The sequence below is a fragment of the Pseudomonas kermanshahensis genome (assembly GCF_014269205.2).
In the GTDB taxonomy this organism is placed as follows: Bacteria; Pseudomonadota; Gammaproteobacteria; order Pseudomonadales; family Pseudomonadaceae; genus Aquipseudomonas; species Aquipseudomonas kermanshahensis.
Window position 1 is genome coordinate 4,947,086 of the sequence record NZ_JABWRY020000001.1, and the last position, 25,573, is coordinate 4,972,658.

Here is a 25,573-nt window from a genome sequence, read left to right on the forward strand (position 1 = left end):
CTGCCTGCAACTGACAGCCGTGGCCAATGTCCAAGGCCTCACAACGCACCAAGGAACCCTGAGCAATGGCGTATTACCGTACTCCCCATGATGTGACGGCCCTGCCCGCCTGGCAGGCGCTTCAGCAACACCGCGACGCCATGCAAGACTTCAGCATGCGTGAAGCCTTCGCCGCCGATGCCAAGCGTTTTGATCAGTTCTCCCTGAGCAGCTGCGGCCTGTTCCTCGACTACTCGAAAAACCTGATCACCGAGCAAAGCCGTGACCTGCTGGTGAACCTGGCCAACGAAGTCGGCCTGCAGGATGCGATCAAGTCGATGTTCAGCGGCGAGATCATCAACGCCTCCGAAGGCCGTCCGGTGCTGCACACCGCCCTGCGCCGCCCGGTGGGCGACAAGCTCAGTGTCAACGGCGTCAACGTGATGCCGGAAGTGCACAAGGTGCTCAACCAGATCACCGAGCTGGTCGGGCGCATCCACGATGGCCTGTGGCGCGGTTACAGCGAAAAGCCGATCACCGACGTGGTCAACATCGGCATCGGCGGCTCGTTCCTCGGCCCGGAACTGGTCTCCGAAGCGCTGCTGCCCTACGCACAACGCGGCGTACGCTGCCATTACCTGGCGAACATCGACGGCAGTGAGTTCCACGAACTGTCGGCCAACCTGCGCGCCGAAACCACCCTGTTCATTGTGTCGTCGAAATCGTTCAACACCCTCGAAACACTGAAGAACGCCATGGCCGCGCGCACCTGGTACCTGGCCCAGGGCGGCTCGGAAGCAGAGCTGTATCGCCACTTCATCGCCGTCTCCAGCAACAAGGCCGCCGCCGTCGCCTTCGGTATCCGTGAAGAGAACATCTTCCCGATGTGGGACTGGGTGGGTGGGCGCTATTCGCTGTGGTCGGCCATCGGCCTGCCGATCGCCTTGGCCATCGGCACCGCCAACTTCAAGGAGCTGCTGTCGGGTGCCTACACCATGGACCAGCACTTCCAGACCGCGCCGTTCGACAAGAACATGCCGGTGCTGCTGGCCCTGCTGGGCGTCTGGTATGGAAACTTCTGGGGCGCCCGCAGCCACGCGATCCTGCCGTACGACCACTACCTGCGCAACATCACCAAGCACCTGCAACAGCTGGACATGGAGTCCAACGGCAAGAGCGTGCTGCAGGACGGCTCGCCGGTGCATACCGAAACCGGCCCGGTGATCTGGGGTGGCGTGGGCTGTAACGGCCAGCACGCCTACCACCAGTTGCTGCACCAGGGTACCCACCTTATTCCTGCTGACTTCATCGTGCCGGTGGTGAGCTTCAACCCGGTGGCCGACCACCATCAGTGGCTGTACGCCAACTGCCTGTCGCAGAGCCAGGCGCTGATGCTCGGCAAAACCCGCGATGAAGCCGAGACCGAGTTGCGCGCCAAAGGCCTGAACGAAGCCGACATCGAAAAGCTGGCCCCGCACAAGGTGATCCCGGGCAACCGCCCGAGCAACACCCTGGTGGTAGAGCGCATCAGCCCACGCCGCCTGGGCGCACTGGTGGCGATGTATGAGCACAAGGTCTTCGTGCAGAGCGTGATCTGGGGCATCAACGCCTTCGACCAATGGGGCGTGGAGCTGGGCAAAGAGCTGGGCAAAGGTGTCTACCAGCGCCTTGTCGGCAGCCAGGAAGACAGCGCCGAAGATGGCTCTACCCAGGGCCTGATCAACTACTTCCGCGGCCGTCACCGCGGTTGATGACACAGGGGCCGCTCAGCGGCCCTTACCCCACAGAAACCCATCACGCCTTCTCATTCACGGCCTGGCACATACGGTTACATCTTGCTAAGGTGCGCCACTTCAACAAATCCGAGTATGAGAGGGATCTTATGGACAGGCTGAAGGCCACGATATTTGGCAGCATGAAATCAGGCTATTACTTCCGTCAACTGGTGTTCGGCGCCATCATCGGCGCGATTTTCATCAGCGGCAAAGTCAACGCCTCGCCCGATCTGCCCGTTGGCGAAATCAGCATGGCGGTGATCAGCACGCTGCTGTATCCCTACGCGCGCTTCGTTTACGAAAGCATCGTCGGCTTCATCATGGGCAACAACCTGTTCGTCGTGCCCGCGCTGCTTATGCTGCTGGTCAAGGTCATCACCATGTTCATGTGCTGGTTCTTGGCCATCTTCATCGCGCCAATCGGGCTCGGTTACATTTATTGGAAGGTCGGTCGCCCGTCCGCCAACTGACCCCCACAAAGGGCTCACCGTCATGGTGGGCCCTTTGTCTTTCTCATCCAGACGAACCCCGCCTGACTACACTTGTCCATCGAATAGCCGTTGCAGTCCATCGCCCCCGACAAGCGCAAGGACCACCCGCCATGTTCGATATCCGCGACTACCCCCAGGCCCTGGCCGTCAGCCAGTCCGCCGCCCTCACTGACGACGATTACCGCCGCCTCTACCGCCAATCGGTGGAAGACCCCGACACCTTCTGGGCCGAACAGGCCAAACGCCTGGACTGGATCAAACCCTGGTCGAGCGTGCAACAGTGCGACCTGAAAACCGGCCAGGCACGCTGGTTCGACGGTGGCCAGTTGAACGTGAGCTACAACTGCATCGATCGCCATCTGGCCAAGCGTGGTGAACAGACCGCCCTGCTCTGGGAGGGCGATGACCCGCAAGACGCCAAAGCCATCACCTACCGCGAACTGCACCGCCAGGTCTGCCGCTTGGCCAACGCCCTGAAGGCACGCGGCGTGAAAAAAGGCGACCGGGTGTGTATCTACATGCCGATGATTCCCGAGGCCGCCTTCGCCATGCTCGCCTGCACCCGGCTGGGCGCCGTGCACTCGGTGGTGTTCGGCGGCTTCTCGCCCGATGCCCTGCGTGACCGCATCCTCGATGCCGACTGCCGTACCGTGATCACCGCCGATGAAGGCATCCGCGGTGGCAAGCGTATTCCACTGAAGGTGAACGTCGACAAGGCCCTGGCCAACTGCCCGAATGTCAGCAGCGTATTCGTCGTCCGACGCACGGGGGGTGATGTGGCCTGGAGCGAGGGCCGCGACCTCTGGTATCACCAAGTGACGGAACACGCTGGCGACGACTGCCCACCTGAACCGATGGCGGCCGAAGACCCACTGTTCATCCTCTACACCTCCGGCAGCACCGGCAAACCCAAAGGCGTTCTGCACACCACTGCCGGCTACCTGCTGCAGGCCACCATGACCTTCAAGGTGGTGTTCGATTACCGCGAGGGCGAAGTGTTCTGGTGCACTGCCGATGTAGGCTGGGTCACCGGCCACAGCTATATCGTCTATGGCCCGCTGGCCAATGGCGCGATTTCGCTGATGTTCGAAGGCGTACCCAACTACCCCGACACCTCGCGCTTCTGGCAGGTGGTCGACAAGCATCAGGTCAACATCTTCTACACCGCGCCAACGGCCTTGCGCGCCCTGATGCGCGAAGGCTCCGAGCCCCTCCAGAGCACCTCACGCAAAAGCCTGCGCCTGCTCGGCAGCGTCGGCGAACCGATCAACCCGGAAGCGTGGGAATGGTACTTCGAGGAAGTCGGCCAAAAGCGCTGCCCGATCGTCGATACCTGGTGGCAGACCGAAACCGGCGGCATCATGCTCACGCCCCTGCCCAGCACGCAACGGCTCAAACCGGGTTGCGCGACCCAACCGATGTTCGGCGTACAGCCGGTGCTGCTGGATGAAAAAGGCACCCCCATTGAAGGCCCTGGCGCTGGCGTGCTGGCCATCAAAGCCAGCTGGCCCGGGCAGATTCGCAGCGTTTATGGTGACCACCAGCGCATGGTCGAAACCTACTTCAAACCCATGCCCGGCTACTACTTCACCGGCGACGGCGCACGCCGCGATGCCGACGGCGACTACTGGATCACCGGGCGCATCGACGACGTGATCAACGTCTCCGGCCACCGCATCGGCACCGCTGAAGTGGAAAGCGCGCTGGTGTTGCACGACAGCGTCGCCGAAGCCGCAGTGGTCGGCTACCCCCATGACCTCAAGGGCCAGGGCGTGTATGCCTTTGTCACCCCCATGAACGGCGTCGACCCAAGCGACGCGCTCAAGGCCGAACTGCTGGCCTTGGTCAGCAAAGAAATCGGCAGCTTCGCCAAACCGGAACTGATCCAGTGGGCACCGGCGCTGCCCAAAACCCGCTCGGGCAAGATCATGCGGCGTATACTGCGCAAAATCGCCTGCAACGAGCTGGAAAACCTGGGCGATACCTCGACCCTGGCCGACCCGAGTGTGGTTCAGGGCTTGATCGACACACGTCTCAACCATTAGCTGGCGGCCCCTTTCATGGCCGCCCTGAACGACAGGTCGCCATGGAAGCCCTTCGCCGCCGCATCGAAACCCAGGTCATGAGCCTTACCGGGCTGGCCCTCGGCCAGCTCGACCTGGAATCGCCCAAGGGCGACCCTGGGCTGTTTGGCCCGCAGAGCATCAGCTGGCAAGTGCACGGCGATTTCCCAAGCATGCTGGTCGGCGGTATCAGTGCCCTCATGCTGCAACTGCTGCACCCGCTGGCGTTGGCCGGCGTGTGGGACCATTCGAACTTTCGCCAAGACCTGCTCGGCCGCTTGCGTCGCACCAGCCAGTTCATCTCCGGCACCACCTTTGGCTCGACCCGCGACGCCGAGTGGCTGATCGAAAAAGTCCGCACCATCCACCTGCAAGTCACCGGCACCGCCGCCGATGGCCGCCCGTATGCCGCCAGTGATCCTGGCTTGCTGACCTGGGTGCATGTGGCCGAAGTCAGCAGCTTCCTCGCGGCCCACCTGCGTTACCGCAACCCGCACCTGCCCCGCGCCGAGCAGGATGCCTACTACAACGAGATTGCCCTGATCGCCGAACGCCTGGGCGCGCGCGATGTGCCGCGCTCCTGCCAGCAGGTCGAGGACTACCTCAGGCACATGCGCCCGCAGCTGCAGTGCGATGCCCGTAGCCATGAGGTGGTCGACATCCTGCTTGCCGCCCCGGCGCCCAGCCGCCTGGCACAACCTGTCGGCAAGCTCATGCTGAACGCCGGCATCGACCTGCTGCCCGACTGGGCCCAAGCCATGCTCGGGCTGCAGCACGGGCCATTGCAGCGGCGCCTGATCCGCCTCGGCCTGCAACGCACTGCACCGGTTTTGCGCTGGGCCATGCGCGATGGTTCGGCGCACCGAGCGAAACGGCGAATGGGCATCGAATGAGGCGAATCGGTCGCCTCAGCGGAACTGATTTAACCTGCCATACTCCAAGCACTCCTGCTTAGACAGACGAAGCGACACATGTACAAAGGATTGATTCGCGCCCTCGGCGCCATGGTGGCTCTCGTAGCCCTCTACAGCCTGCTCGGCTTCCTCATTCTCCCCGGTGTCGCACTGCGCATTGCCAATCAGCAATTGGCGCAATATGCCACCGTGCCTGCTCACCTGCAGCGCATCGAGCTCAACCCCTTCAGCCTCGAACTGACCCTGTGGGGCCTGCAAATTGGCGAACCTGGCAAGGAACAGGTCGGCTTCGAGCGGCTTTATGCCAACCTTGCGCTCGACAGCGTGTGGAATGGCGCCTTGCACCTGACGGCGGTAGAGCTCGACAAACCGCGCAGCGAAGTGCTGTTCGCCAAGGGCGGGCAGCTCAACCTGACCCAGTTGTTCAAGCTGCCCCCCAGCGAAGCCAAGCCCGAGCAGCCGCCCAGCGACCCATTCCCGCTGCGCATCGGCAGCATCAAGCTCAAAGAAGGTTACCTGCACTTCCAGGACGAGCGCCCGAGCGAGCCGATCGAGTTTCTGTACGACAACATGAACCTGGAGCTGAAAAACCTCAGCACGCTCCCGGACGACAATGCCGACATGACCCTGGTAGCGAAGGGCCCGTACGGCGGGCAGATCGACTGGAGTGGCACAATCAGCCTTTCGCCCATTGCTTCCGAAGGCACCCTGAAGGTCACCGACGGCAAGATGAAGGCGTTCTGGCCGTATGTGCGTGACGCCGTACCACTGGTGCTGGAAGAAGGCGTCATCAGCCTCGACACTCATTACACCTTCAACCTGTCCAAAGAGACCGAGCTGCTGCTGGACAACACCTCGGTAAAAGTGGCGCCGTTCGCCATCAAGGCTCCGGATGGCCGCCAACTGGTACGCCTGGCCAACCTCGAAGTCAGCGACACCTCTATCGACCTGGCCAAGCAAAAAGTCATCGTCGGCAAGATTCGCAGCGACAAGCTCGAAACCTGGGCCGCGTTGGAAAAAGACGGCCAGCTCGACTGGCAGAAGCTGTTCGCCAGCCAACCGGCCAAGGCCACGCCGAAAGAAAAGGCCGAGCCCGCCGCCGCCGAACCTACGCCTGCAGAAAAAGCCGCCCAAGCGCCGAGCAAGCCGTGGCAAGTGCTGCTCAAGGACGTCCAGCTGCGCAACTACAACGTGCACCTGGCAGACCGTAGCCAGAAAGAACCGGTGGCACTGGATGTCGGCCCGCTCAATGTCGACCTGCAAGGCTTCGACAGCCTCAACCAGTCGCCTTTCACGCTCAAACTCGACACCGGCGTGGGCAAACAAGGCAAATTGCAGGCTGCCGGCCAAGTGAATCTGGCGCCTGTCTGGGCCAAGCTGGATGTCAGCACACGCGACATCGACCTGCGTGTGGCCCAGGCCTACATCAGCCCGTTCATTCTGCTGGAGCTGCGCAGCGGCATGCTTGCCAGCGACCTCAAGGTCGACCTGAAAAGCACCGAGCCACTGGCCTTCAACGTCACCGGCAAGGCCCAGGTCAACCAGTTGCATACCCTCGACACGATCAAGAGCCGCGACTTCGTGAAATGGCAGCAGGTGAACGTCGATGGCCTGTCCTATGTGCACGGTGATGCCCTGTCGATCGACAAGGTGACCTTGCTGCAGCCCTATGCTCGCTTCATCATCAACGAAGACCGCACCACCAACGTCAACGACCTGCTAATACCGCAGCCGGCCGATGCGCCGGCAGCCAAGGCCGCGAAACCGGCCAGCAGCGACAAGCCGTTGGGCATCCATATTGGCCAGATCGACATCAATGACGGCTCGGCCAACTTCGCCGACCTGTCCCTTACGCCCAACTTCGCCACCGCCGTGCAGCAGCTCAACGGCCAGATCGGCACCATCGACAACCGCAAGCCGAACCCGGCCAAGGTGGACATCAAGGGCAAGGTCGACCGCTATGCGCCGGTCACCATCAAAGGCGCGCTCAACCCGTTCAACCCGCTGGCCAGCCTGGATATCGCCACCAGCTTCAAGCGGGTCGAACTGACCACGCTGACGCCCTACTCCGGCAAGTTCGCGGGCTTCCGTATCCGCAAGGGGCGGCTCAACCTCGACCTGCATTACTTGATCACCAACGGCCAGCTCAAGGCCGAGAACAAAGTGGTGGTCGAGCAACTGCAGTTGGGCGAGAAGGTCGACAGCCCAGATGCCGTGGACCTGCCGATCCGCCTGGCGGTCGCGCTGCTCAAGGACACCGAGGGCAAGATTTCCATCGAGTTGCCGGTGACCGGTGACCTCAACAACCCGCAGTTCAGCGTCATGCCGATCGTCTGGCAAACCCTGCGCAACCTGGTGCTGCGCGCGGCCCAGGCACCCTTCAAGTTTATCGGCGGGCTGATTGCTGGCGGGGATTCCGAAGACCTTGGCACTGTCGCGTTCGCCCCGGGCTCGAGTGAGCTCACGGGCGATGCTCAGTCCTCCCTGGACAAACTGGCCTCGGCGCTCAAAGAGCGCCCGGAACTGCGTCTGGAAATCGAAGGCACCAGTGCGCAGACCAGCGACGGCCCGCTGATCGCCCAGCAGCGCCTGGACCGCGAATACCAGGCCACCTGGTACAAGATCCTGCAACGTCGTGGCGACAAGGTGCCTGCCAATGCTTCGATGCTGGTGGTCGACGACAGCGACAAGCCGGCGATGCTCGAAGGCATCTACCGCACCCGCCTGAAGCAGCAACCACCGGCCGAATGGGAACAACTTGGCCGCGACGAGCGCACTGCCAAGCTGCGCGAGGCGGTGATCAAGTCCTGGGCCGAAAGTGCCGCGTTGCTACGCACGCTGGGCCAGGAGCGGGCCAGCAGCATCAAGGACTACCTGGTGGACAAAGGCAAGCTGGAAGATGACCGGGTGTACTTCATCGACACGACCCTGGGCAAGGCCGAGAGTGATGGCCGGGTAATTACACCGATGCACCTGGATGCCGAATGAGCCAGTGCTCGCCCCTTCGCGGGTAAACCCGCTCCCACAGGTGCAGCGCTAGATTTGGAGGCTACACAGTTCGGGTGGGAGCGGGTTCACCCGCGACGAGGCCAGTACAGTCACCGCAAGGCCATGCATTCAAACCAGCCGCTGCCCCGACACTGCCGGGTGATACAGCGGTTGCACCTTGTTCCCCGCCGGGTCCAGCAAATGGAAGCTGCGCGCCCCGTCACCGTGGTTGAACGGGCGGTCCAGCAGGGTCACCCCGTGCGCCTTGAAGTACTGATACCAAGCCTCCAGCTCCTCCACACTGTCGACGATGAAGCCGTAGTGATCGAGCGTCTGCAAGCCATTAGCGGCCCCGGCGCCGCGCCCCAATGACAGGTTGTCGTTACCGCAGGTCAGGTAGACCAGGTCTTCATTGGCGCGGTTGAGCACCTCCATGCCCAGCACGTCGACGTAAAAGCGCTCGCACTCCTCAAGGTTGGGTACCAATAAGGCAATGTGGCGCAAGCCGTTAAAGCGACCAGGGCGTTCAGGCAATTCAGACATTGGCGCGACTCCAATTTTGTATACAATTCACATAAGAATGTAAAACAAAAGGAGTGCCATGTGTATAGCCTGTTTATCAAGACACGCGTGAAGCCCGGTTGCGCCGAGGCTTTTCTGACGGCCATCAAGGTCAATGCCGCTGCATCAGTGGCCAACGAGCCAGGGTGCCTGGTGTTCGACGTCTCCCAGGACCGCCTAGACCCCGAGGTCATCTACCTCTACGAGATCTACCAGGACGACGCCGCCTATGAAGCACACACCCAGACGGCACACTTTCGCGACAGCCGCCCACTGGTTGAGCCGCTGATCGCCGAGCAGGACTGCTTCGAAAGCGATGTAATCGCCCGCAACCCGGGCTTTTGAAGCAGCCAAAGAAAAGCCCCGGCAGGTTGCCGGGGCTTTTTGTGTTGGTGGCCAAATCCTTTTGGCCGAGGGACGTCCCTTATTCGGACTTCAGGCCATCAGCCGAAACGGCCTGAACACCTTTGATCTTCTTGGCGATGGCAACTGCCATCTCTTTCTGCGCGTCAGTCACTGCCACATCAGAGGACAGCGATACGACACCTTTGTTGGTTTCAACCTTGATGTCGCTGCCAGGTACACCTTTCTCGGTCATCAGGTCAGCCTTCACCTTGGTGGTGATCCAAGTATCGGAAGTAGCTTCCTTGGCTTTGGTCACCTCACCGGCCGCCAGCGTCATAGGGGCCTGGGTGGACTGTTGGGCAAATGCCGCATTAGCCATGGTCAGGGTCAGAGCGGTAGCAGTAGCGGCAGCAATGGCGAACTTCTTCATGTGAGTCACTCCTGTTTTTCGAAAGGTCTGCGCCGTTGTTCCTGGCTGCAGGTATGAAGGTAGTTGCATGTGCTGTGCCAGCTTTTCCGCTTCGCTTAAACGCTTACAAATCAATGAGTTAGCATTTTCATCCAGTTGCATGAGTCGTGCATTTTGCAACCTGCGAGGTAAACCTGCGTGCAAGATGCAACTGTACAAAAGGTTCCCGTCAGGCGAAAAAAAAGAGCCCCGAAGGGCTCTTTTTCTATTGCGCGTCAGTCGCTTAGACGCCGGAGGCCTTGGCCGCGGCAACGTCTTTGATCGACAGCTTGATACGGCCGCGGTTGTCCACGTCCAGTACCAGCACTTCGACTTCCTGACCTTCTTTCAGAATGTCGGTGACTTTCTCGACGCGAGCATCGCTCAGCATGGAGATGTGCACCAGGCCATCTTTGCCAGGCAGGATGTTGACGAAGGCACCGAAGTCAACGATGCGCTCGACCTTACCTACATAGATCTTGCCGATTTCGGCCTCGGCAGTGATGCCCAGGATGCGCTGACGGGCTGCTTCAGCTGCTTCCTTGGTTTCGCCGAAGATCTTGATCGAGCCGTCGTCTTCGATGTCGATCGAAGCCTTGGTCTCTTCGCAGATGGCGCGAATGGTGGCGCCGCCTTTGCCGATGACGTCACGGATCTTGTCGGTGTCAATCTTCATCGCGATCATGGTCGGAGCGTTGGCCGACAGCTCGGTACGCGACTGGCCGATGATCTGGTTCATCTGACCGAGGATGTTCAGGCGCGCTTCCAGGGCTTGGCCCAGGGCGATTTCCATGATCTCTTCGGTGATGCCGTTGATCTTGATGTCCATCTGCAGTGCAGTAACGCCTTTGGCGGTACCGGCAACCTTGAAGTCCATGTCGCCCAGGTGGTCTTCGTCACCCAGGATGTCGGTCAGGACCGCGAATTTCTCGCCTTCCTTGACCAGGCCCATGGCGATACCGGCAACCGGCGCCTTCATCGGCACACCCGCGTCCATCAGTGCCAGGGAAGCACCGCAGACCGAAGCCATCGAGCTCGAACCGTTGGACTCGGTGATTTCCGAAACCACACGGATGGTGTACGGGAACACGTCAGCGGCAGGCAGCATGGCCTGGACCGAGCGACGGGCCAGACGGCCGTGGCCGATTTCGCGACGGCCAGCACCGCCCATACGACCACACTCGCCAACCGAGAACGGCGGGAAGTTGTAGTGCAGCATGAAGGGGTCTTTCTTCTCGCCTTCGAGGGTGTCCAACAGCTGGGCGTCACGGGCAGTACCCAGGGTCGCAACGACCAGGGCCTGGGTTTCGCCACGGGTGAAGAGCGCCGAACCGTGAGTCTTCGGCAGGACGCCGACTTCGATGTTCAGCGGGCGAACGGTCTTGGTGTCACGGCCATCGATACGCGGCTTGCCGTTGACGATGTTCTCGCGAACGGTGCGGTATTCGATTTCGCCGAAGATTTCTTTGACTTCGGAAGCCGATGGCTGGCCTTCTTCACCGGAGAACTTGGCGATCGCCTGATCGCGCAGCTCGCCCAGGCGCGCGTAGCGGTCGGCCTTGACGGTGATGGTGTAGCCCTGCGAAACAGCCTCGCCGAATTCAGCGCGGATGGCGTTGAACAGCTCGGTGTTGGCAACGGCAGGTTTCCAGTCCCAGGTCGGCTTGGCAGCTTCGGCGGCCAGCTCTTTGACAGCCTGGATAACAGCCTGGAATTCGTCGTGGGCGAACAGAACAGCGCCCAGCATCTGGTCTTCGGTCAGCTCTTGGGCTTCCGATTCAACCATCAGAACGGCGTCGGAGGTACCGGCAACGACCATGTCCAGGCTCGAGGCAGCCAGTTGCTCGTAGGTCGGGTTCAGCAGGTAGCCGGTGCTTTCGTGGAAAGCAACGCGGGCGGCGCCGATCGGGCCTTCGAACGGAATGCCGGAGATTGCCAGGGCAGCCGAGGTACCGATCATCGCAGCGATGTCCGGATCGGTCTTCTTGCTGGTGGAAACCACGGTGCAGACGACCTGGACTTCGTTCATGAAGCCTTCAGGGAACAGCGGACGGATCGGACGGTCGATCAGGCGCGAGGTCAGGGTCTCTTTCTCGGAAGGACGGCCTTCACGCTTGAAGAAACCACCTGGGATCTTGCCGGCGGCGTAGGTCTTTTCCTGGTAGTGGACCGACAGAGGGAAGAAACCCTTGCCTGGATCGGCTTGCTTGGCACCGACCACGGTCACCAGCACGGTGACGTCGTTGTCTACAGTGACCAGCACTGCGCCGGTGGCCTGACGGGCAATACGGCCCGTTTCGAGAGTAACGGTCGATTGACCGAACTGGAATGTCTTGATTACCGGGTTCACGGTTTCCTACCTTTTCAGTGGCTCTTGGGGGAACTGGTTTCTTGCGAATTCTTGGGCAGAACGGGGAATCGGCCCCATTGACCGTCCAGATACAACACGAGGCTGGGAGCCTGGCCGAAGCGCGGAAAACCGCACAACGTAACCAGGCTGCCAGCCTCGGAGATACGCATGGCGCGCCCAAAGACAACGCTGCCAGGCAGCGTTGCCAATGCATGAGACGCCATGCACACCACTGACCAGGCCGCTATTAGCGACGCAGGCCCAGGCGACCGATCAGGGCGCTGTAACGAGTGGTGTCTTTGCCCTTCAGGTAGTCCAGCAGCTTACGACGCTGGTTAACCATACGGATCAGGCCACGACGCGAGTGGTGGTCTTTACCGTTGGCCTTGAAGTGGCCTTGCAGCTTGTTGATGTTCGCGGTCAGCAGAGCAACCTGAACTTCCGGGCTACCAGTGTCGCCAGCTGCTTGCTGGAAGTCGGTAACGATTTGAGCTTTTTCTTCAACGCTGAGGGCCATTTGGCTTCTCCTGATAACGGATCCCGCGAACGGGGTCCAATAGGCCAGGGACAAATCCCTGTATTAATAAGAAAGGTGTGACCGTGCCTACTGACAGCCACCCTTGATTCCGTAGGGTTCAGCCGAAGCCTCGCCCTGCGGTTTCGGTCATTCCGACCGAATCAACCGACGTGGCGCAATGCGCCCGTCTTCACTCACTTCACCGATACCGATGAAGCGCGCGTTGTGATCTTGTACCCGGACCATGCCAAACTGCGGCGCATCCGGCGCGCGTACTGCCTGCCCATGCAGCCAGTAGAACGCACTGTGTTCAGACAGGCTGACCATTGGCCAGTCCTGCAACCCGCTGTCGGAAGGCATCAGGAAGCGATCAAGCGCTTCGTTGCCGCCTTCGGCATGGGCCTGTTCGAGTGCTTCGAGGGTCACCGTCTGTGCCAGTGCGAAGGGCCCGGCCTGGGTCCTGCGCAACTCTGCGACATAGGCGCCACAGCCAAGGGCTTCGCCGATATCCTCCACCAGGGTGCGGATATAGGTGCCTTTGCTGCATCCTACACTGAGCCGTGCACGGGTGCCTTCGCACTCGAGCAACTCCAAGCGGTTAATAGTAACAGAACGCGCCTCGCGCTCCACTACCTCTCCAGCACGTGCCAGTTTGTACAGCGGCTGACCATCGCGCTTGAGTGCCGAGTACATTGGCGGTATCTGGCTGATCGGGCCGCGAAAACGTGGCAGCAGGGCCTCGATGTCGGCACGACCAACGGTCACCTCACGGGTCTGCAAAACCTCGCCTTCAGCATCGGCAGTATTGGTAGTCTGCCCCATCTGCATGACGGTTTCGTAGCCCTTGTCGGAATCGAGCAAGTACTGCGAAAACTTGGTCGCTTCACCGAAGCACAGTGGCAGCACGCCGGTGGCCAACGGATCGAGGCTGCCAGTGTGGCCAGCCTTCTCCGCATTGAGCAACCAGCGGACCTTCTGCAGTGCCGCGTTGGAGGTAAAGCCGAGCGGCTTGTCGAGCAGGATGATGCCGCTGACGTTGCGGCGAATACGTTTGACCTGGGCCACCGCTTACTCCTTGGTGTCCAGCTCGTCGGTATCCTTGTGCAGGCGGTCTTCGGCCACTGCACGCTCGATCAGCGCCGACAGGTGTACACCGCGGCTGACGCTTTCATCGAAGTGGAAATGCAGCTGGGGGACGCTGCGCAGTTGCATCGAACGCCCCAGGTGCAGACGCAGGAAGCTGGCAGCGCTGTTCAGCGCCTTCAGCGACTGCTTCACGGCGTCTGGCGTTTCCTCGCCCATGACGGTGATGTACACCTTGGCATGGCCCAGGTCGCGGCTGACGTCCACGGCAGTGATGGTCACCAGACCCACACGTGGGTCCTTGACTTCGCGGCGGATCAGTTCAGCCAGCTCGCGCTGCATCTGATCACCGATACGTTGGGTACGGCTATATTCTTTGGCCATTCTTGCTACCTGTAACTTAAAGCGGCAAACGCCCGGTCAGGCTGATGCCTGACCGGGCGCTACCTATAAAGGCGCCGCCAACCGCCCTGTAGCGGGGGCTTGCGGCAAGCTCGCCCTTAGAGGGTACGAGCCACCTGGACTTTCTCGAAGACTTCGATCTTGTCGCCGACCTTGACGTCGTTGTAGCTCTTGACGCCAATACCGCACTCCATGCCCGAACGTACTTCGGCAGCGTCGTCCTTGAAGCGACGCAGCGATTCCAGCTCGCCTTCGAAGATCACAACGTCTTCGCGCAGTACGCGGATCGGACGGTTGCGGTACACGGTACCTTCGATGACCATACAGCCAGCGATGGCGCCGAACTTCGGCGAACGGAACACGTCACGTACTTCGGCGACACCCAGGATGTTCTCGCGAACATCGCTGCCGAGCATGCCGGTCAGGGCTTTCTTGACGTCTTCGATGATGTCGTAGATCACGTTGTAGTAACGCATATCCAGACCTTCCTGCTCGACGATCTTGCGCGCACCGGCATCGGCACGCACGTTGAAGCCGAACAGCACCGCGTTGGACGCCAGCGCCAGGTTGGCGTCGCTCTCGGTGATACCACCTACGCCGCCACCGATCACGCGAACCTGAACTTCGTCGTTGCCCAGGCCGCCGAGCGAACCCTGCAGTGCTTCCAGGGAACCACGTACGTCGGTCTTGAGGACGATGTTGAGGGTCTTCTTCTCTTCTTGACCCATGGTCTCGAAGATGTTTTCCAGCTTGCCAGCGTGAGCACGGGCCAGCTTGACCTCGCGGTACTTGCCTTGACGGAACAGGGCAACTTCGCGGGCTTTCTTCTCGTCAGCCACCACCGACAGCTCGTCACCGGCTTCCGGGGTACCGTCCAGGCCAAGGATCTCGACCGGGATCGACGGGCCAGCTTCCTTCACAGGCTTGCCGTTCTCGTCGAGCATGGCACGTACGCGGCCATAGTTGGAGCCGCACAGGACCATGTCGCCCTGACGCAGCGTACCGTCCTGAACCAGGATGGTGGCCACTGGGCCGCGGCCCTTGTCCAGGCGCGATTCGACGACGACACCACGACCTGGGGCGGTCGGGGTAGCGGTCAGTTCGAGGATCTCGGCCTGCAGCAGAACGGCTTCGAGCAGTTCGTCAACACCGGTACCCATCTTGGCCGAAACCTTGACGAACGGCGTGTCACCACCCCAGTCCTCGGAGGTTACGCCTTCGACGGACAGCTCGTTGCGAATGCGGTCGAGGTCAGCACCTGGCTTGTCGATCTTGTTCACTGCGACAACCAGTGGGACGCCAGCAGCCTTGGCATGCTGAACGGCTTCACGGGTTTGCGGCATCACGCCGTCGTCCGCCGCCACCACCAGGATGACGATGTCGGTCGCCTTGGCACCACGAGCACGCATCTGAGTGAACGCAGCGTGGCCCGGGGTATCGAGGAAGGTGACCATGCCGCGGTCGGTTTCCACGTGGTAGGCGCCGATGTGCTGGGTGATACCGCCGGCTTCGCCAGCAGCAACCTTGGCACGACGGATGTAGTCGAGCAGCGAGGTCTTACCGTGGTCAACGTGGCCCATGACGGTAACGACCGGGGCACGCGATTCGGTTTGGCCTTCGAACTTCAGCGATTCGGCCAGGGAGTCTTCCAGGGCAGTATCGCTGACCAGGGTCACCTTGTGGCCCAGCTCTTCTGCGATCAGCTGAGCGGTTTCCTGGTCGAGCACCTGGTTGATGGTAACCGGGGTGCCCATCTTGAACATGAACTTGACCACTTCAGCGCCCTTGACGGACATCTGGTTGGCCAGTTCCGAGACCGTGATGGTCTCGCCGATGGTCACGTCACGGATGACGGGGCCGGTCGGGTTCTGGAAGCCGTGAGCATTACGCTTCTTCAGCTTGCCCTTGCCACCACGACCACGACGAGCGCCATCGCTCTCTTCGTCGGTGGTACGCGGAGCAGCACGCGGAGTCGGCGCCTTTTCCTTTTCCTTGACCTTGACCTTGATCGACACACGAGGCGCTTCGCCACGACGACGGTCGTCATCGCGAGTGCGGCTTTCGTTGCGACGGGTCTCGTCTTTTTTGCGTTCGGCGGCACGTGCGGCGGCATCTTCCGATGCAGGCGCGTCAGCGACTACAGGTGCCGGGGCAGGTGCAGCAGCGCTAGCAGCGGCAGCCGGTTTGGCAGCTGGGGCCGCAGGGGCGGCATCAGCGTGACGACGGGCCTGCTCTTCGTTGCGCTGGCGAACTTCGGCGTCAACCTTGTCGCGCGCAGCGTTTTCGGCCGCACGGCGCTCGTCCTGCTCGCGTTTTTGCTCAGCCTGGATTTCTTCCGGGCTGCGCTGAACGAATACTTTCTTCTTGCGTACTTCTACGCTGATGCTTTTGCTACCGGCGACACGCAGCGTGCTGGTGGTCTTGCGCTGCAAGGTAATCTTGCGCGGCTCTTCCGCCTTGCTCTTGTGGCTGCTTTTCAAATGAGTCAGCAGGGTCTGCTTCTCATTGTCGGTCACTACCTGACCGGCGTCGGTGTGCGGCAGACCTGCCTCACGCATCTGCTGCAGCAGGCGCTCTACCGGTGCCTCGACCTCTTGGGCCAGTTCTTTCACCGTGACTTGCGTCATGCACTTCTCTCCTCAGGCCGCGCCTAATTACTCGAACCAGTGGGCTCGGGCGGCCATGATCAACTTGCCGGCACGCTCTTCGTCGATGCCGTCGATGTCGAGCAGGTCGTCAATCGACTGCTCGGCCAGGTCTTCGCGGTTAACCACGCCGCGCACCGCCAGTTCCGCCGCCAGGTCCTTGTCCATGCCCTCAAGGGAGAGCAGGTCTTCGGCCGGATGGGCGTCTGCCAGTTTTTCTTCGGTAGCGATGGCCTTGGTCAACAAACGGTCCTTGGCTCGAGCGCGGAGCTCATTGACGATATCTTCGTCAAAGCCATCGATGTTGAGCATTTCTTCCAACGGTACGTAGGCAATTTCTTCGAGGCTGGTAAAGCCTTCGTCGACCAGCACTTGGGCCAGCTCCTCGTCGACTTCCAGTTCATCGATGAAATTGCGCAGGATGTCACCGGTTTCTGCTTGCTGCTTGGCCTGGATGTCCTTTTCGGTCATCACGTTCAAGGTCCAGCCGGTCAACTGACTGGCCAAACGAACGTTCTGACCGCCACGACCAATGGCCTGGGCAAGGTTGTCTTCGGCGACGGCGATGTCCATGGCATGGGCATCCTCGTCAACGATAATCGCCGCGACTTCAGCCGGCGACATAGCGTTGATGACGAACTGCGCCGGGTTATCGTCCCAGAGGACGATATCCACACGCTCACCACCCAACTCTCCGGATACGGCTTGGACGCGCGAACCGCGCATGCCGATACAGGCACCTTGCGGGTCGATACGCTTGTCCTTGGAGCGGACGGCGATCTTGGCTCGCGACCCCGGATCACGGGATGCAGCCATGACTTCAATGAGACCCTCGGCAATTTCCGGCACTTCGATGCGGAACAGCTCGATCAGCATCTGTGGCGCAGTGCGCGACAGGATCAGCTGAGGGCCACGGTTTTCAGTGCGGATTTCCTTGAGCAGTGCACGCAGGCGCACACCCACACGGAAAGTCTCGCGGGGAATGATGTCTTCGCGAGCCAACAAGGCCTCGGCGTTGTTGCCCAGGTCAACGATGACGTTGTCGCGGGTAACTTTTTTGACGGTACCGGAGATGATCTCACCCACGCGTTCGCGGTAGGCATCGACCACCTGGGCGCGCTCGGCCTCACGGACCTTCTGCACGATGACCTGCTTGGCGGTCTGGGCGGCGATACGACCGAACTCGATAGACTCGATCTTCTCCTCGATCACGTCACCGACCTTGGCTTCAGGGTGGGTCTCGTGAATCTTGCTCAACCAGGTCTCGATCGCCGGATCATCAAGATCGGCTTCATCGACCACGGTCCAGCGACGGAAGGTCTCGTAGCTACCGGTGTGGCGGTTGATTTCCACACGCAGGTCGACTTCGTCCTCAAAACGTTTTTTGGTTGCAGTGGCCAGGGCCACTTCCAGCGCTTCGAAAATGACGCCGGGCGGTACACCTTTTTCGTTGGATACCGATTCAACAACCAGCAGTACTTCTTTGCTCATCGTACGCCTCGCCTTGCGCAAGCCATTGGGCCCGGATAGTCCGCCGGGCCCGGCACGTCTCAGTCAAAACTGGGAATAATATTGGCCTTGTCGATCGAGTCGATCGGCAACAGGAACTCTTGATTGTCCACCTGGACCACCACATCCTGCTCCTCCACACCGCGGAGAAGGCCCTGGAAGTTACGACGACCCTCGAAGGGTGAGCGCAGCTTGATCTTCACTTGTTCGCCGGCATGCGAGGCAAACTGTTCCAGAGTGAACAGCGGGCGATCCATGCCTGGAGACGACACTTCAAGGGTATATTCACTGCTGATCGGATCTTCCACATCAAGAATGGCGCTGGCCTGACGGCTGACTGCTTCGCAGTCGTCAACCAGGATCCCGTCTTCCTTATCGATGTAGATGCGCAGTACCGAATGCTTACCCTGGGAAACGTACTCGATCCCCCAGCACTGATAGCCCAGACCCTCGACAACCGGGGCCAACAAGGCCTGCAACTGTTCTAGCTTGCTCGACACCTGAACCCCCTCGTGCATGCTGTGCAAATAAAAAATGGGCGAAGCGCCCATCCCTGAAAGCGCCGTTGGACAACGACGCCGAAAACTGTTCGGCTAGCAAAAAGCCCCTGAAAAGGGGCTCCGCTGAAGCTGGTTGCGGGGGCTGGATTTGAACCAACGACCTTCGGGTTATGAGCCCGACGAGCTACCAAGCTGCTCCACCCCGCGACAAAGCTGGGGCGAAAGTATAAGACTGAACCCAGTGCTGGGTCAATCCGACCTCCACCTACAAGAAAGCCCGCATAAAGCGGGCTCTCTTGCTTCAATTGGTACCGAGAAGGGGACTCGAACCCCTACACCCTATGGGCACAACCACCTCAAGGTTGCGTGTCTACCAATTCCACCACCTCGGCAATACTACATTTAAAACCCGTTACTTCTGCTCTTCTGCCGGAGGAGGTACATCACCCGTTGTAGGGGCAGTTTCGCTCTTCTGCTGTTGGAGCACCGGTACATCATCATTTACTGCCGGCTTCTGCTCTTTCACTTCCAATACTGCTGGATCTGGAAGGCCCGCCTGGTTCAGCTTTTGAGCTTGTTCCTTGGCGAAGTATCCTAACCCAAGTGCTGTCAAAAAGAAAGTGGCAGCGAGTATTGCAGTGAATTTACTTAGGAAGGTTGCAGAACCTTGGCTTCCGAACACAGTGTTTGAGGCCCCTGCGCCGAAAGATGCACCTGCTTCCGCACCTTTACCCTGTTGTAACAGTACCAGCACTACTAGCGACAGCGCTGCCAACAGATGAAAAACAACGATGACTGTTTCCAGCATTTGTTCAGTTTCCTGCGGCGCGACAAATTGCACCGAATTCGTCTGCGTTCAGGGACGCTCCACCAATGAGCCCCCCATCGATATCCGGCATGCCGAACAGTTCGGCCGCATTGGCCGCCTTCACGCTGCCGCCGTAGAGCAGCTGCACCTTCGCAGCCACTTCAGCATCTTCTGCCGCCAGCTGACTACGGATGGCGGCGTGCACATCCTGAGCCTGCTGTGGCGTGGCCGTTAAGCCAGTGCCGATGGCCCATACAGGCTCATAAGCAATTACTGCATTGGCAAAAGCCTTAACACCGAACGCTTCGATGATACTGCTTAGTTGACGCCCGACAACTTCGAGTGTCTTGCCAGCCTCGCGCTCTTCAAGGGTTTCCCCTATGCACAGCACCGGCTTCAAACCTTTAGCCTGTGCGGCTGCAAACTTGCGGTTAAGCACTTCGTCGGTTTCACCAATGATCTGGCGACGCTCCGAATGCCCAACCAACACCAACTTGCAGCCCACTTCGGCCAGCTGTTCCGGACAAACTTCGCCGGTCAGCGCACCCTGTTCGGGTTGTACAGCAGAATTCTGTGCGCCGACAGTTATTTCTTTACCTGCCAGGCCATCAATCACTTGATTGATGAACAAGGCCGGTGGAAACACCGCGACTTCCACTCCGCTCGGCAGGGCGAGATTGCTCAAGCCCTCGGTCAGCTCAGCGACGCTGGCGCGGGTACCGTGCATCTTCCAGTTACCAGCTACCATAGGGCGACGCATGCTTTACCTCGTCGGTCAAAGTGGGCGCAGATCTTACCCAACCAGATCTGCGCTGGCAAGCGCCTTCAGACACAAACTTCGCCGACCAGTTTCGCCAGCGCTTCGGCATGGGCGCGAACCTGACTTTCGTCATCGCCTTCGACCATCACGCGCACCAACGGCTCGGTACCCGACTTGCGCAGCAACACACGCCCGCGACCGGCCATCGCCTCGGTCACCTTGGCACTGGCTTCCTTGACTGCTGGGTGCTCCAGCGGGTCGACCTTGCTTGCCCCGTAGCGCACGTTGATCAGCACCTGTGGGCACTTGCGCAGGGCCTGACGGGCCTGGGCCAGGGTTTCGCCGCGACGCTTGAGCGCCATCAGCACCTGCAGCGCGGCAATGATCGCATCACCGGTGGTGGTGTGGTTGCAGCACACGACATGCCCGGAGTTTTCGCCACCGATCAGCCACTCGCGCTCGAGCAGTTCGGCCATGACGTAACGGTCGCCGACCTTGGCCCGCACAAACGGGATATCCAGATCCTTGAGCGCGAGCTCAAGGCCCAGGTTGCTCATCAGCGTACCCACTACCCCGCCCTGCAGCTTGCCGCGGTCGTGCAGATCACGGGCGATGATGAACAGCAGTTCGTCACCGTCGATGATGGCACCGGTGTGGTCGACCATCAGCACCCGATCGCCGTCGCCGTCAAAGGCGATGCCCAGGTCAGCATGACCGACCAGCACGGCCGCCTGCAGCGACTCGATATGGGTCGAACCGCACCCTTCGTTGATGTTCAGGCCATCTGGCTGAGCATGCAGAATGGTCACGTCAGCACCCAGCTCGCGGAACACGCTCGGCGCGACCTTGTAGGTGGCACCATGGGCACAATCGACCACCAGCTTGAGGCCTTCGAAGCTGGTGCTCGAGGGCACGCTGCTCTTGCAGAACTCGATGTAGCGGCCGGCGGCGTCGTTGATGCGCGAAACCTTGCCCAGCTTGCTCGACTCGACCACCGTCATGGGCTGATCGAGCAATTCCTCGATCATCAGCTCGACTTCGTCAGGCAGCTTGGTGCCTTGCCCGGAGAAGAACTTGATGCCGTTGTCGTCGTGCGGGTTGTGCGAGGCACTGATGACGATACCGGCTTCGGCGTGGAACGTACGCGTAAGGTAGGCGATGGCCGGCGTCGGCATCGGCCCGAGCAGCATCACGTCGGCACCGGCTGCAGACAGCCCCGCCTCGAGCGCGGACTCGAACATGTAACCGGAAATACGCGTGTCCTTGCCCACCAGCACACGGCAATGGCCCTGCTTGCGGAAGGCCATGCCGGCGGCCCAGCCGAGTTTCAGCATGAAGTCCGGCGTGATCGGGTATTCGCCGACGCGGCCACGAATGCCGTCGGTACCAAAGTATTTTCTGCTCATAGCGGCTCCAATGTTCTTATTCGGCGTTTTGTACCGCAGCGATCATGCGCACTACATCGACAGTTTCGGCCACATCATGGACGCGAAGGATGCTCGCGCCCTTGGTCATGGCCAACGCTGCCAGCGCCAGGCTGCCGTACAGACGCTCGCCGACCGGACGATCCAGCGTCAGGCCGATCATGCTCTTTCGTGAAACACCCACCAGCAGTGGGCGCCCAAGGCGATAGAGCGCTTCCATGTGTTTGAACAGGCTTAGGTTATGCGCCAATGTCTTGGCGAAACCGAAGCCCGGGTCAAGAATGATTTTGTCTGCAGGGATGCCCGCCGCAGCACAGGCGGCCATCCGCTGTTCAAGATATCGCGTTACGTCGGCCGTCACATCATCGTAGTGCGGGTCGTCCTGCATATTGCCCGGCTCACCGCGCATATGCATCAGGCACACCGGCAGGCCGGTGTCCGCCGCCGCATCCAGGGCGCCATCGCGCTCCAGGGCACGAACGTCGTTGATCAGGCCAGCCCCCAGCCGTGCGGATTCACGAATGACCGCAGGCGTGGAGGTATCGACCGAAATGACCACGTCCAGACGACTGTTGATCGCCTCGACCATCGGTGCCACGCGTTCGATTTCTTCGATCACGGACACCGCACGCGCGCCAGGGCGCGTCGATTCGCCACCGATGTCGATCAGCGTGGCGCCCGCGGCAACCATGGCTTCGGCATGGCGCAGCGCAGCATCGCGCTGGCTGAAGCGCCCGCCATCGGAGAATGAGTCGGGGGTGATATTGAGAATACCCATGACATGGGTACGCGACAAATCAAGAACCCGGTTGCCGCAAGGCAACCGGGTTGGGTACTGCACTGAACTCATAGATGCCCTTAGTGTTGAGCCGCTGGGCCGCCGATTGGCGATTCCGGGCGGTCACCCTGAGCTGCAGGGTTGCCCGAAGCCGAGTCACCATCCCAATCCCGCGGTTCGCGAGGGGTACGGCCCGACATGATGTCGTCGATCTGGTCGGCGTCAATGGTCTCGTACTTCATCAGCGCTTCGGCCATGGCATCGAGCTTGTCGCGATTGTCGGTGAGCAGCTGCTTGGCCGTGGCGTAGCACTGGTCGATGATGCTGCGCACTTCCGAGTCGATCAGCTTGGCGGTTTCACCCGAGACGCTGGCGTGCTGGCTGCCGGCGCTACGACCGAGGAACACCTCGCCCTCTTCTTCGGCATACATCAGCGGGCCGAGTTTCTCGGAAAGGCCCCACTTGGTGACCATGTTCCGGGCAATCTGGCTGGCGCGCATGATGTCGTTGGAGGCACCGGTGGTGACGCCATCGAAGCCCAGGGTCATTTCTTCGGCGATACGGCCGCCGTACAGCGAGCAGATCTGGCTGATCAGCGCGCGCTTGGACAGGCTGTAACGGTCTTCCTCAGGCAGGAACATGGTGACACCCAGGGCACGACCACGGGGGATGATCGACACCTTGTAGACCGGGTCATGCTCAGGCACCAGTCGACCGACGATGGCGTGACCGGCTTCGTGGTAGGCGGTGTTCTGTTTTTCTTTCTCGGACATGACCATGGTTTTGCGCTCGGCGCCCATCATGATCTTGTCTTTGGCCAGCTCGAACTCTTTCATTTCGACCAGGCGCTTGTTGGAGCGCGCGGCAAACAGCGAAGCTTCGTTGACCAGGTTGGCCAGGTCTGCACCGGAGAAGCCTGGGGTACCACGGGCAATGACCGCCGGGTTGACGTTCTCGCCAATCGGCACCTTGCGCATGTGCACTTTAAGAATTTGCTCACGGCCACGGATGTCTGGCAGGCCCACAACGACCTGACGGTCGAAACGACCAGGACGCAGCAGCGCAGGGTCCAGCACGTCAGGACGGTTGGTGGCAGCAATGACGATGATGCCATCGTTCATTTCGAAGCCGTCCATCTCTACCAGCAACTGGTTGAGGGTTTGCTCACGCTCATCGTGACCACCGCCCATGCCGGCGCCACGGTGGCGACCAACGGCGTCGATTTCGTCGATGAAGATGATGCACGGGGCGTGCTTCTTGGCCTGTTCGAACATGTCACGCACACGGCTCGCACCGACACCGACGAACATTTCGACGAAGTCCGAACCGGAAATGGTGAAGAACGGCACTTTCGCCTCACCTGCGATGGCCTTGGCCAACAGGGTCTTACCGGTACCGGGTGGGCCAACCATCAGCACGCCGCGCGGAATACGACCGCCGAGGCGCTGGAACTTGCCCGGGTCGCGCAGGAACTCGACCAGCTCGCCGACTTCTTCCTTGGCTTCGTCGCAACCGGCGACGTCAGCCAGGGTGGTCTTGACCTGGTCTTCGGACAGCAGGCGCGCCTTGCTCTTGCCGAAACTCATCGGCCCGCCCTTACCGCCCGCGCCACCTTGCATCTGGCGCATGAAGAACATGAACACGGCAATGATCACCAGGATCGGGAAGCTGGCGACCAGCAACTGCGTCCAGATGCTCTGCTGTTCAGGCTGCTTGCCTTCGACGACCACGTGGTTGTCGACCAGGTCGCCGATCAGGCCGTTGTCGGTAATGGCCGGGCGCACGGTCTTGAAGTTGTCGCCGTCGGCACGCTTGCCGGTAATGATGTAGCCGTCGACGGTCACGCGCTCGACTTTCCCGTCTTTAACCTGCTGGATGAAGTCGGAGTAGTTGAGGGTCTGCGGCTCGTTAGGGCTGGAGAAGTTGTTCATCACTGTCACCAGGACAGCTGCGATGATCAACCACAGGATCAGATTCTTTGCCATGTCGTTCAATTCGCTACCCTCTGAGGCCGGCGCACGACGCAGCCGTGCCTCGCATGATATTCATCGCCCTAACTTACTACATTACCTACGCATCCGCAGGCACCGTCTGTAACCCTTTGTGAAACCTAGACTACACGAAGTTCGGACGATACAGACGGGGCGGCCGATTGGAATTAACTATCGACCACCCCGTGGCACGCCTTTCACACGCCTTTGAAACCTTTACCCAGCAGGTACTGCTCACGCGAACGATCCCGCGAAGACGATGGCTTACGCATCTGTACCTTGTCGAACTTGGTGCGCACGTCCTTCAGGTACATGTCGAAGCCTTCGCCCTGGAAAATCTTGATGAGGAAGTCACCACCAGGCTTGAGCACGCGGGTTGCCAGGTCCAGTGCCAATTCGCACAGGAACATGGCGCGCGGCATATCCACTTCAGGCGTACCACTCATATTGGGGGCCATGTCGGAAATCACAAGGTCTACGTGAGAATCACCGACTGCGTCGAGAATCTGCTGCAGGACTGCATCCTGGGTGAAGTCGCCTTGAATGAAGGTAACGTCAGGGATCGAGTCCATTTCCAAGATGTCGGAGGCGATCAGGCGCCCTTGGCCACCAATCAGACGACTGGTCACCTGCGACCAGCCACCCGGGGCTGCGCCGAGGTCGATCACACTCATGCCAGGACGGATCAAACGGTCCTTTTCCTGGATCTCAAGCAGTTTGTAGCTCGCACGCGAGCGGTAGCCATCCTTCTGCGCTTGCTTCACAAAAGGGTCGTTAAAATGCTCTCGCAGCCAGTTAGCGCTGCTTTTGGAACGTTGTACCACGGGGCACCTCGATGATATGCGTCGTGATTGACTGGGCGGAGCCAGGGGCCCTCGGGTAAAATGCCTGTCAATTTTACAGAATCAGACGGAAAGGGTCAGATTATGCCGCTCAATAACGAGCAGAAGAAGCAATACAAGTCCATTGGTCATGACCTGAAGCCGGTCCTGATCGTTGCTGGCAACGGTGTTAACGAAGGCGTTGCCGCCGAACTGGAACGCGCACTCGCCGATCATGAACTGATCAAAGTCGAGATTCGCTCCGAAGATCGTGAAGAACGTGCCGCCGCCATTGCCGAATTGTGCAAGGTTGGCCGCGCCGAACTGGTGCAGACCATCGGCAAGAAAGCGCTGATCTACCGGAAGAACCCACAGCCGAACAAACAGCTGTCCAACATCCACCGCTTCAAATAATAGCGGC

General features: G+C 60.4%; 22 protein-coding genes and 2 tRNA genes. 7 read left to right on the forward strand and 17 right to left on the reverse strand.

Annotated elements, in window-relative coordinates:
- Positions 1-65 precede the first annotated feature (65 nt).
- From pgi to HU764_RS22205, 5 genes are all read left to right on the forward strand, one after another.
- On the forward strand, positions 66-1,730 hold the full coding sequence (pgi, locus tag HU764_RS22185) for a glucose-6-phosphate isomerase (protein WP_217835014.1): 1,665 nt from the start codon (positions 66-68) through the stop codon (positions 1,728-1,730).
- Between the two features lie 164 nt (positions 1,731-1,894).
- Positions 1,895-2,224, forward strand: coding sequence for a hypothetical protein (locus tag HU764_RS22190; protein ID WP_225935674.1), 330 nt, complete (start codon positions 1,895-1,897; stop codon positions 2,222-2,224).
- Positions 2,225-2,355: 131 nt separating this feature from the next.
- The gene (gene acs / locus HU764_RS22195) at positions 2,356-4,290 is read left to right on the forward strand and encodes an acetate--CoA ligase (protein ID WP_186702311.1); all 1,935 of its coding nucleotides are present in this window, start codon (positions 2,356-2,358) and stop codon (positions 4,288-4,290) included.
- Positions 4,291-4,331: 41 nt separating this feature from the next.
- On the forward strand, positions 4,332-5,201 hold the full coding sequence (locus HU764_RS22200; RefSeq protein WP_099455344.1) for an oxygenase MpaB family protein: 870 nt from the start codon (positions 4,332-4,334) through the stop codon (positions 5,199-5,201).
- Positions 5,202-5,279: 78 nt separating this feature from the next.
- Positions 5,280-8,210 (forward strand): DUF748 domain-containing protein, encoded by a 2,931-nt coding sequence (locus HU764_RS22205; protein WP_186702313.1) that lies wholly within the window; start codon positions 5,280-5,282, stop codon positions 8,208-8,210.
- A 129-nt stretch (positions 8,211-8,339) separates the two neighbouring features.
- Here the strand turns inward: HU764_RS22205 and HU764_RS22210 are convergent, their stop codons facing one another.
- The gene (locus HU764_RS22210; protein ID WP_186683020.1) at positions 8,340-8,753 is read right to left on the reverse strand and encodes a VOC family protein; all 414 of its coding nucleotides are present in this window, start codon (positions 8,751-8,753) and stop codon (positions 8,340-8,342) included.
- A 60-nt stretch (positions 8,754-8,813) separates the two neighbouring features.
- Between HU764_RS22210 and HU764_RS22215 the strand changes: the two genes are divergently transcribed.
- Positions 8,814-9,116: a heme-binding protein gene (locus tag HU764_RS22215; protein ID WP_027595019.1), complete on the forward strand. Its 303-nt coding sequence runs from the start codon at positions 8,814-8,816 to the stop codon at positions 9,114-9,116.
- A 79-nt stretch (positions 9,117-9,195) separates the two neighbouring features.
- On the opposite strand, the gene HU764_RS22220 is transcribed toward HU764_RS22215, so the two are convergent.
- From HU764_RS22220 to rlmE, 16 genes are all read right to left on the reverse strand, one after another.
- On the reverse strand, positions 9,196-9,546 hold the full coding sequence (locus HU764_RS22220; protein ID WP_012274238.1) for a BON domain-containing protein: 351 nt from the start codon (positions 9,544-9,546) through the stop codon (positions 9,196-9,198).
- A 262-nt stretch (positions 9,547-9,808) separates the two neighbouring features.
- Positions 9,809-11,914 (reverse strand): polyribonucleotide nucleotidyltransferase, encoded by a 2,106-nt coding sequence (gene pnp / locus HU764_RS22225; RefSeq protein ID WP_027595020.1) that lies wholly within the window; start codon positions 11,912-11,914, stop codon positions 9,809-9,811.
- A 247-nt stretch (positions 11,915-12,161) separates the two neighbouring features.
- On the reverse strand, positions 12,162-12,431 hold the full coding sequence (gene rpsO / locus HU764_RS22230) for a 30S ribosomal protein S15 (protein WP_012274241.1): 270 nt from the start codon (positions 12,429-12,431) through the stop codon (positions 12,162-12,164).
- A gap of 147 nt (positions 12,432-12,578) precedes the next feature.
- On the reverse strand, positions 12,579-13,496 hold the full coding sequence (gene truB, locus HU764_RS22235; RefSeq protein ID WP_027595021.1) for a tRNA pseudouridine(55) synthase TruB: 918 nt from the start codon (positions 13,494-13,496) through the stop codon (positions 12,579-12,581).
- Positions 13,497-13,499: 3 nt separating this feature from the next.
- Positions 13,500-13,898: a 30S ribosome-binding factor RbfA gene (gene rbfA, locus HU764_RS22240; RefSeq protein WP_027595022.1), complete on the reverse strand. Its 399-nt coding sequence runs from the start codon at positions 13,896-13,898 to the stop codon at positions 13,500-13,502.
- Between the two features lie 116 nt (positions 13,899-14,014).
- Complete coding sequence (gene infB / locus HU764_RS22245) at positions 14,015-16,543, reverse strand: translation initiation factor IF-2 (protein WP_085274238.1); 2,529 nt, start codon at positions 16,541-16,543, stop codon at positions 14,015-14,017.
- Positions 16,544-16,570: 27 nt separating this feature from the next.
- On the reverse strand, positions 16,571-18,052 hold the full coding sequence (gene nusA, locus HU764_RS22250; RefSeq protein WP_027595024.1) for a transcription termination factor NusA: 1,482 nt from the start codon (positions 18,050-18,052) through the stop codon (positions 16,571-16,573).
- A 59-nt stretch (positions 18,053-18,111) separates the two neighbouring features.
- Positions 18,112-18,570: a ribosome maturation factor RimP gene (gene rimP / locus HU764_RS22255; RefSeq protein ID WP_033694237.1), complete on the reverse strand. Its 459-nt coding sequence runs from the start codon at positions 18,568-18,570 to the stop codon at positions 18,112-18,114.
- Positions 18,571-18,700: 130 nt separating this feature from the next.
- Positions 18,701-18,777: transfer RNA gene (locus tag HU764_RS22260), tRNA-Met, on the reverse strand.
- A gap of 99 nt (positions 18,778-18,876) precedes the next feature.
- A tRNA-Leu gene (locus tag HU764_RS22265) sits at positions 18,877-18,962 on the reverse strand.
- Positions 18,963-18,982: 20 nt separating this feature from the next.
- Entirely contained in the window at positions 18,983-19,378 is a 396-nt protein-coding gene (secG, locus tag HU764_RS22270) for a preprotein translocase subunit SecG (RefSeq protein ID WP_186683018.1), read from the reverse strand.
- Positions 19,379-19,382: 4 nt separating this feature from the next.
- Positions 19,383-20,138, reverse strand: coding sequence for a triose-phosphate isomerase (tpiA, locus tag HU764_RS22275; protein WP_027595027.1), 756 nt, complete (start codon positions 20,136-20,138; stop codon positions 19,383-19,385).
- A 65-nt stretch (positions 20,139-20,203) separates the two neighbouring features.
- Complete coding sequence (gene glmM / locus HU764_RS22280) at positions 20,204-21,544, reverse strand: phosphoglucosamine mutase (protein WP_027595028.1); 1,341 nt, start codon at positions 21,542-21,544, stop codon at positions 20,204-20,206.
- Positions 21,545-21,560: 16 nt separating this feature from the next.
- Positions 21,561-22,412, reverse strand: coding sequence for a dihydropteroate synthase (gene folP, locus HU764_RS22285; RefSeq protein WP_027595029.1), 852 nt, complete (start codon positions 22,410-22,412; stop codon positions 21,561-21,563).
- 8 nt (positions 22,413-22,420) lie between these two features.
- A complete protein-coding gene (gene ftsH, locus HU764_RS22290) occupies positions 22,421-24,325 on the reverse strand; it encodes an ATP-dependent zinc metalloprotease FtsH (RefSeq protein ID WP_027595030.1) in 1,905 nt (634 codons plus the stop codon).
- A gap of 203 nt (positions 24,326-24,528) precedes the next feature.
- On the reverse strand, positions 24,529-25,155 hold the full coding sequence (gene rlmE / locus HU764_RS22295; protein WP_027595031.1) for a 23S rRNA (uridine(2552)-2'-O)-methyltransferase RlmE: 627 nt from the start codon (positions 25,153-25,155) through the stop codon (positions 24,529-24,531).
- Positions 25,156-25,257: 102 nt separating this feature from the next.
- On the opposite strand from rlmE, the gene HU764_RS22300 reads away from it, so the two are divergent.
- Positions 25,258-25,566: a YhbY family RNA-binding protein gene (locus HU764_RS22300; RefSeq protein ID WP_027595032.1), complete on the forward strand. Its 309-nt coding sequence runs from the start codon at positions 25,258-25,260 to the stop codon at positions 25,564-25,566.
- Positions 25,567-25,573 lie beyond the last annotated feature (7 nt).

Bases quoted from the DNA above. Each gene is read 5' to 3' on its own strand.
- HU764_RS22300 (WP_027595032.1), top strand. From the start codon at position 25,258: ATGCCGCTCAATAACGAGCAGAAGAAGCAATACAAGTCCATTGGTCAT.
- HU764_RS22220 (WP_012274238.1), bottom strand. From the start codon at position 9,546: ATGAAGAAGTTCGCCATTGCTGCCGCTACTGCTACCGCTCTGACCCTG.
- secG (WP_186683018.1), bottom strand. From the start codon at position 19,378: ATGCTGGAAACAGTCATCGTTGTTTTTCATCTGTTGGCAGCGCTGTCG.
- rpsO (WP_012274241.1), bottom strand. From the start codon at position 12,431: ATGGCCCTCAGCGTTGAAGAAAAAGCTCAAATCGTTACCGACTTCCAG.
- HU764_RS22200 (WP_099455344.1), top strand. From the start codon at position 4,332: ATGGAAGCCCTTCGCCGCCGCATCGAAACCCAGGTCATGAGCCTTACC.
- glmM (WP_027595028.1), bottom strand. From the start codon at position 21,544: ATGAGCAGAAAATACTTTGGTACCGACGGCATTCGTGGCCGCGTCGGC.
- rbfA (WP_027595022.1), bottom strand. From the start codon at position 13,898: ATGGCCAAAGAATATAGCCGTACCCAACGTATCGGTGATCAGATGCAG.
- folP (WP_027595029.1), bottom strand. From the start codon at position 22,412: ATGAGTTCAGTGCAGTACCCAACCCGGTTGCCTTGCGGCAACCGGGTT.
- tpiA (WP_027595027.1), bottom strand. From the start codon at position 20,138: ATGCGTCGCCCTATGGTAGCTGGTAACTGGAAGATGCACGGTACCCGC.
- pgi (WP_217835014.1), top strand. From the start codon at position 66: ATGGCGTATTACCGTACTCCCCATGATGTGACGGCCCTGCCCGCCTGG.
- acs (WP_186702311.1), top strand. From the start codon at position 2,356: ATGTTCGATATCCGCGACTACCCCCAGGCCCTGGCCGTCAGCCAGTCC.
- HU764_RS22190 (WP_225935674.1), top strand. From the start codon at position 1,895: ATGAAATCAGGCTATTACTTCCGTCAACTGGTGTTCGGCGCCATCATC.
- ftsH (WP_027595030.1), bottom strand. From the start codon at position 24,325: ATGGCAAAGAATCTGATCCTGTGGTTGATCATCGCAGCTGTCCTGGTG.
- nusA (WP_027595024.1), bottom strand. From the start codon at position 18,052: ATGAGCAAAGAAGTACTGCTGGTTGTTGAATCGGTATCCAACGAAAAA.
- HU764_RS22205 (WP_186702313.1), top strand. From the start codon at position 5,280: ATGTACAAAGGATTGATTCGCGCCCTCGGCGCCATGGTGGCTCTCGTA.
- infB (WP_085274238.1), bottom strand. From the start codon at position 16,543: ATGACGCAAGTCACGGTGAAAGAACTGGCCCAAGAGGTCGAGGCACCG.
- HU764_RS22210 (WP_186683020.1), bottom strand. From the start codon at position 8,753: ATGTCTGAATTGCCTGAACGCCCTGGTCGCTTTAACGGCTTGCGCCAC.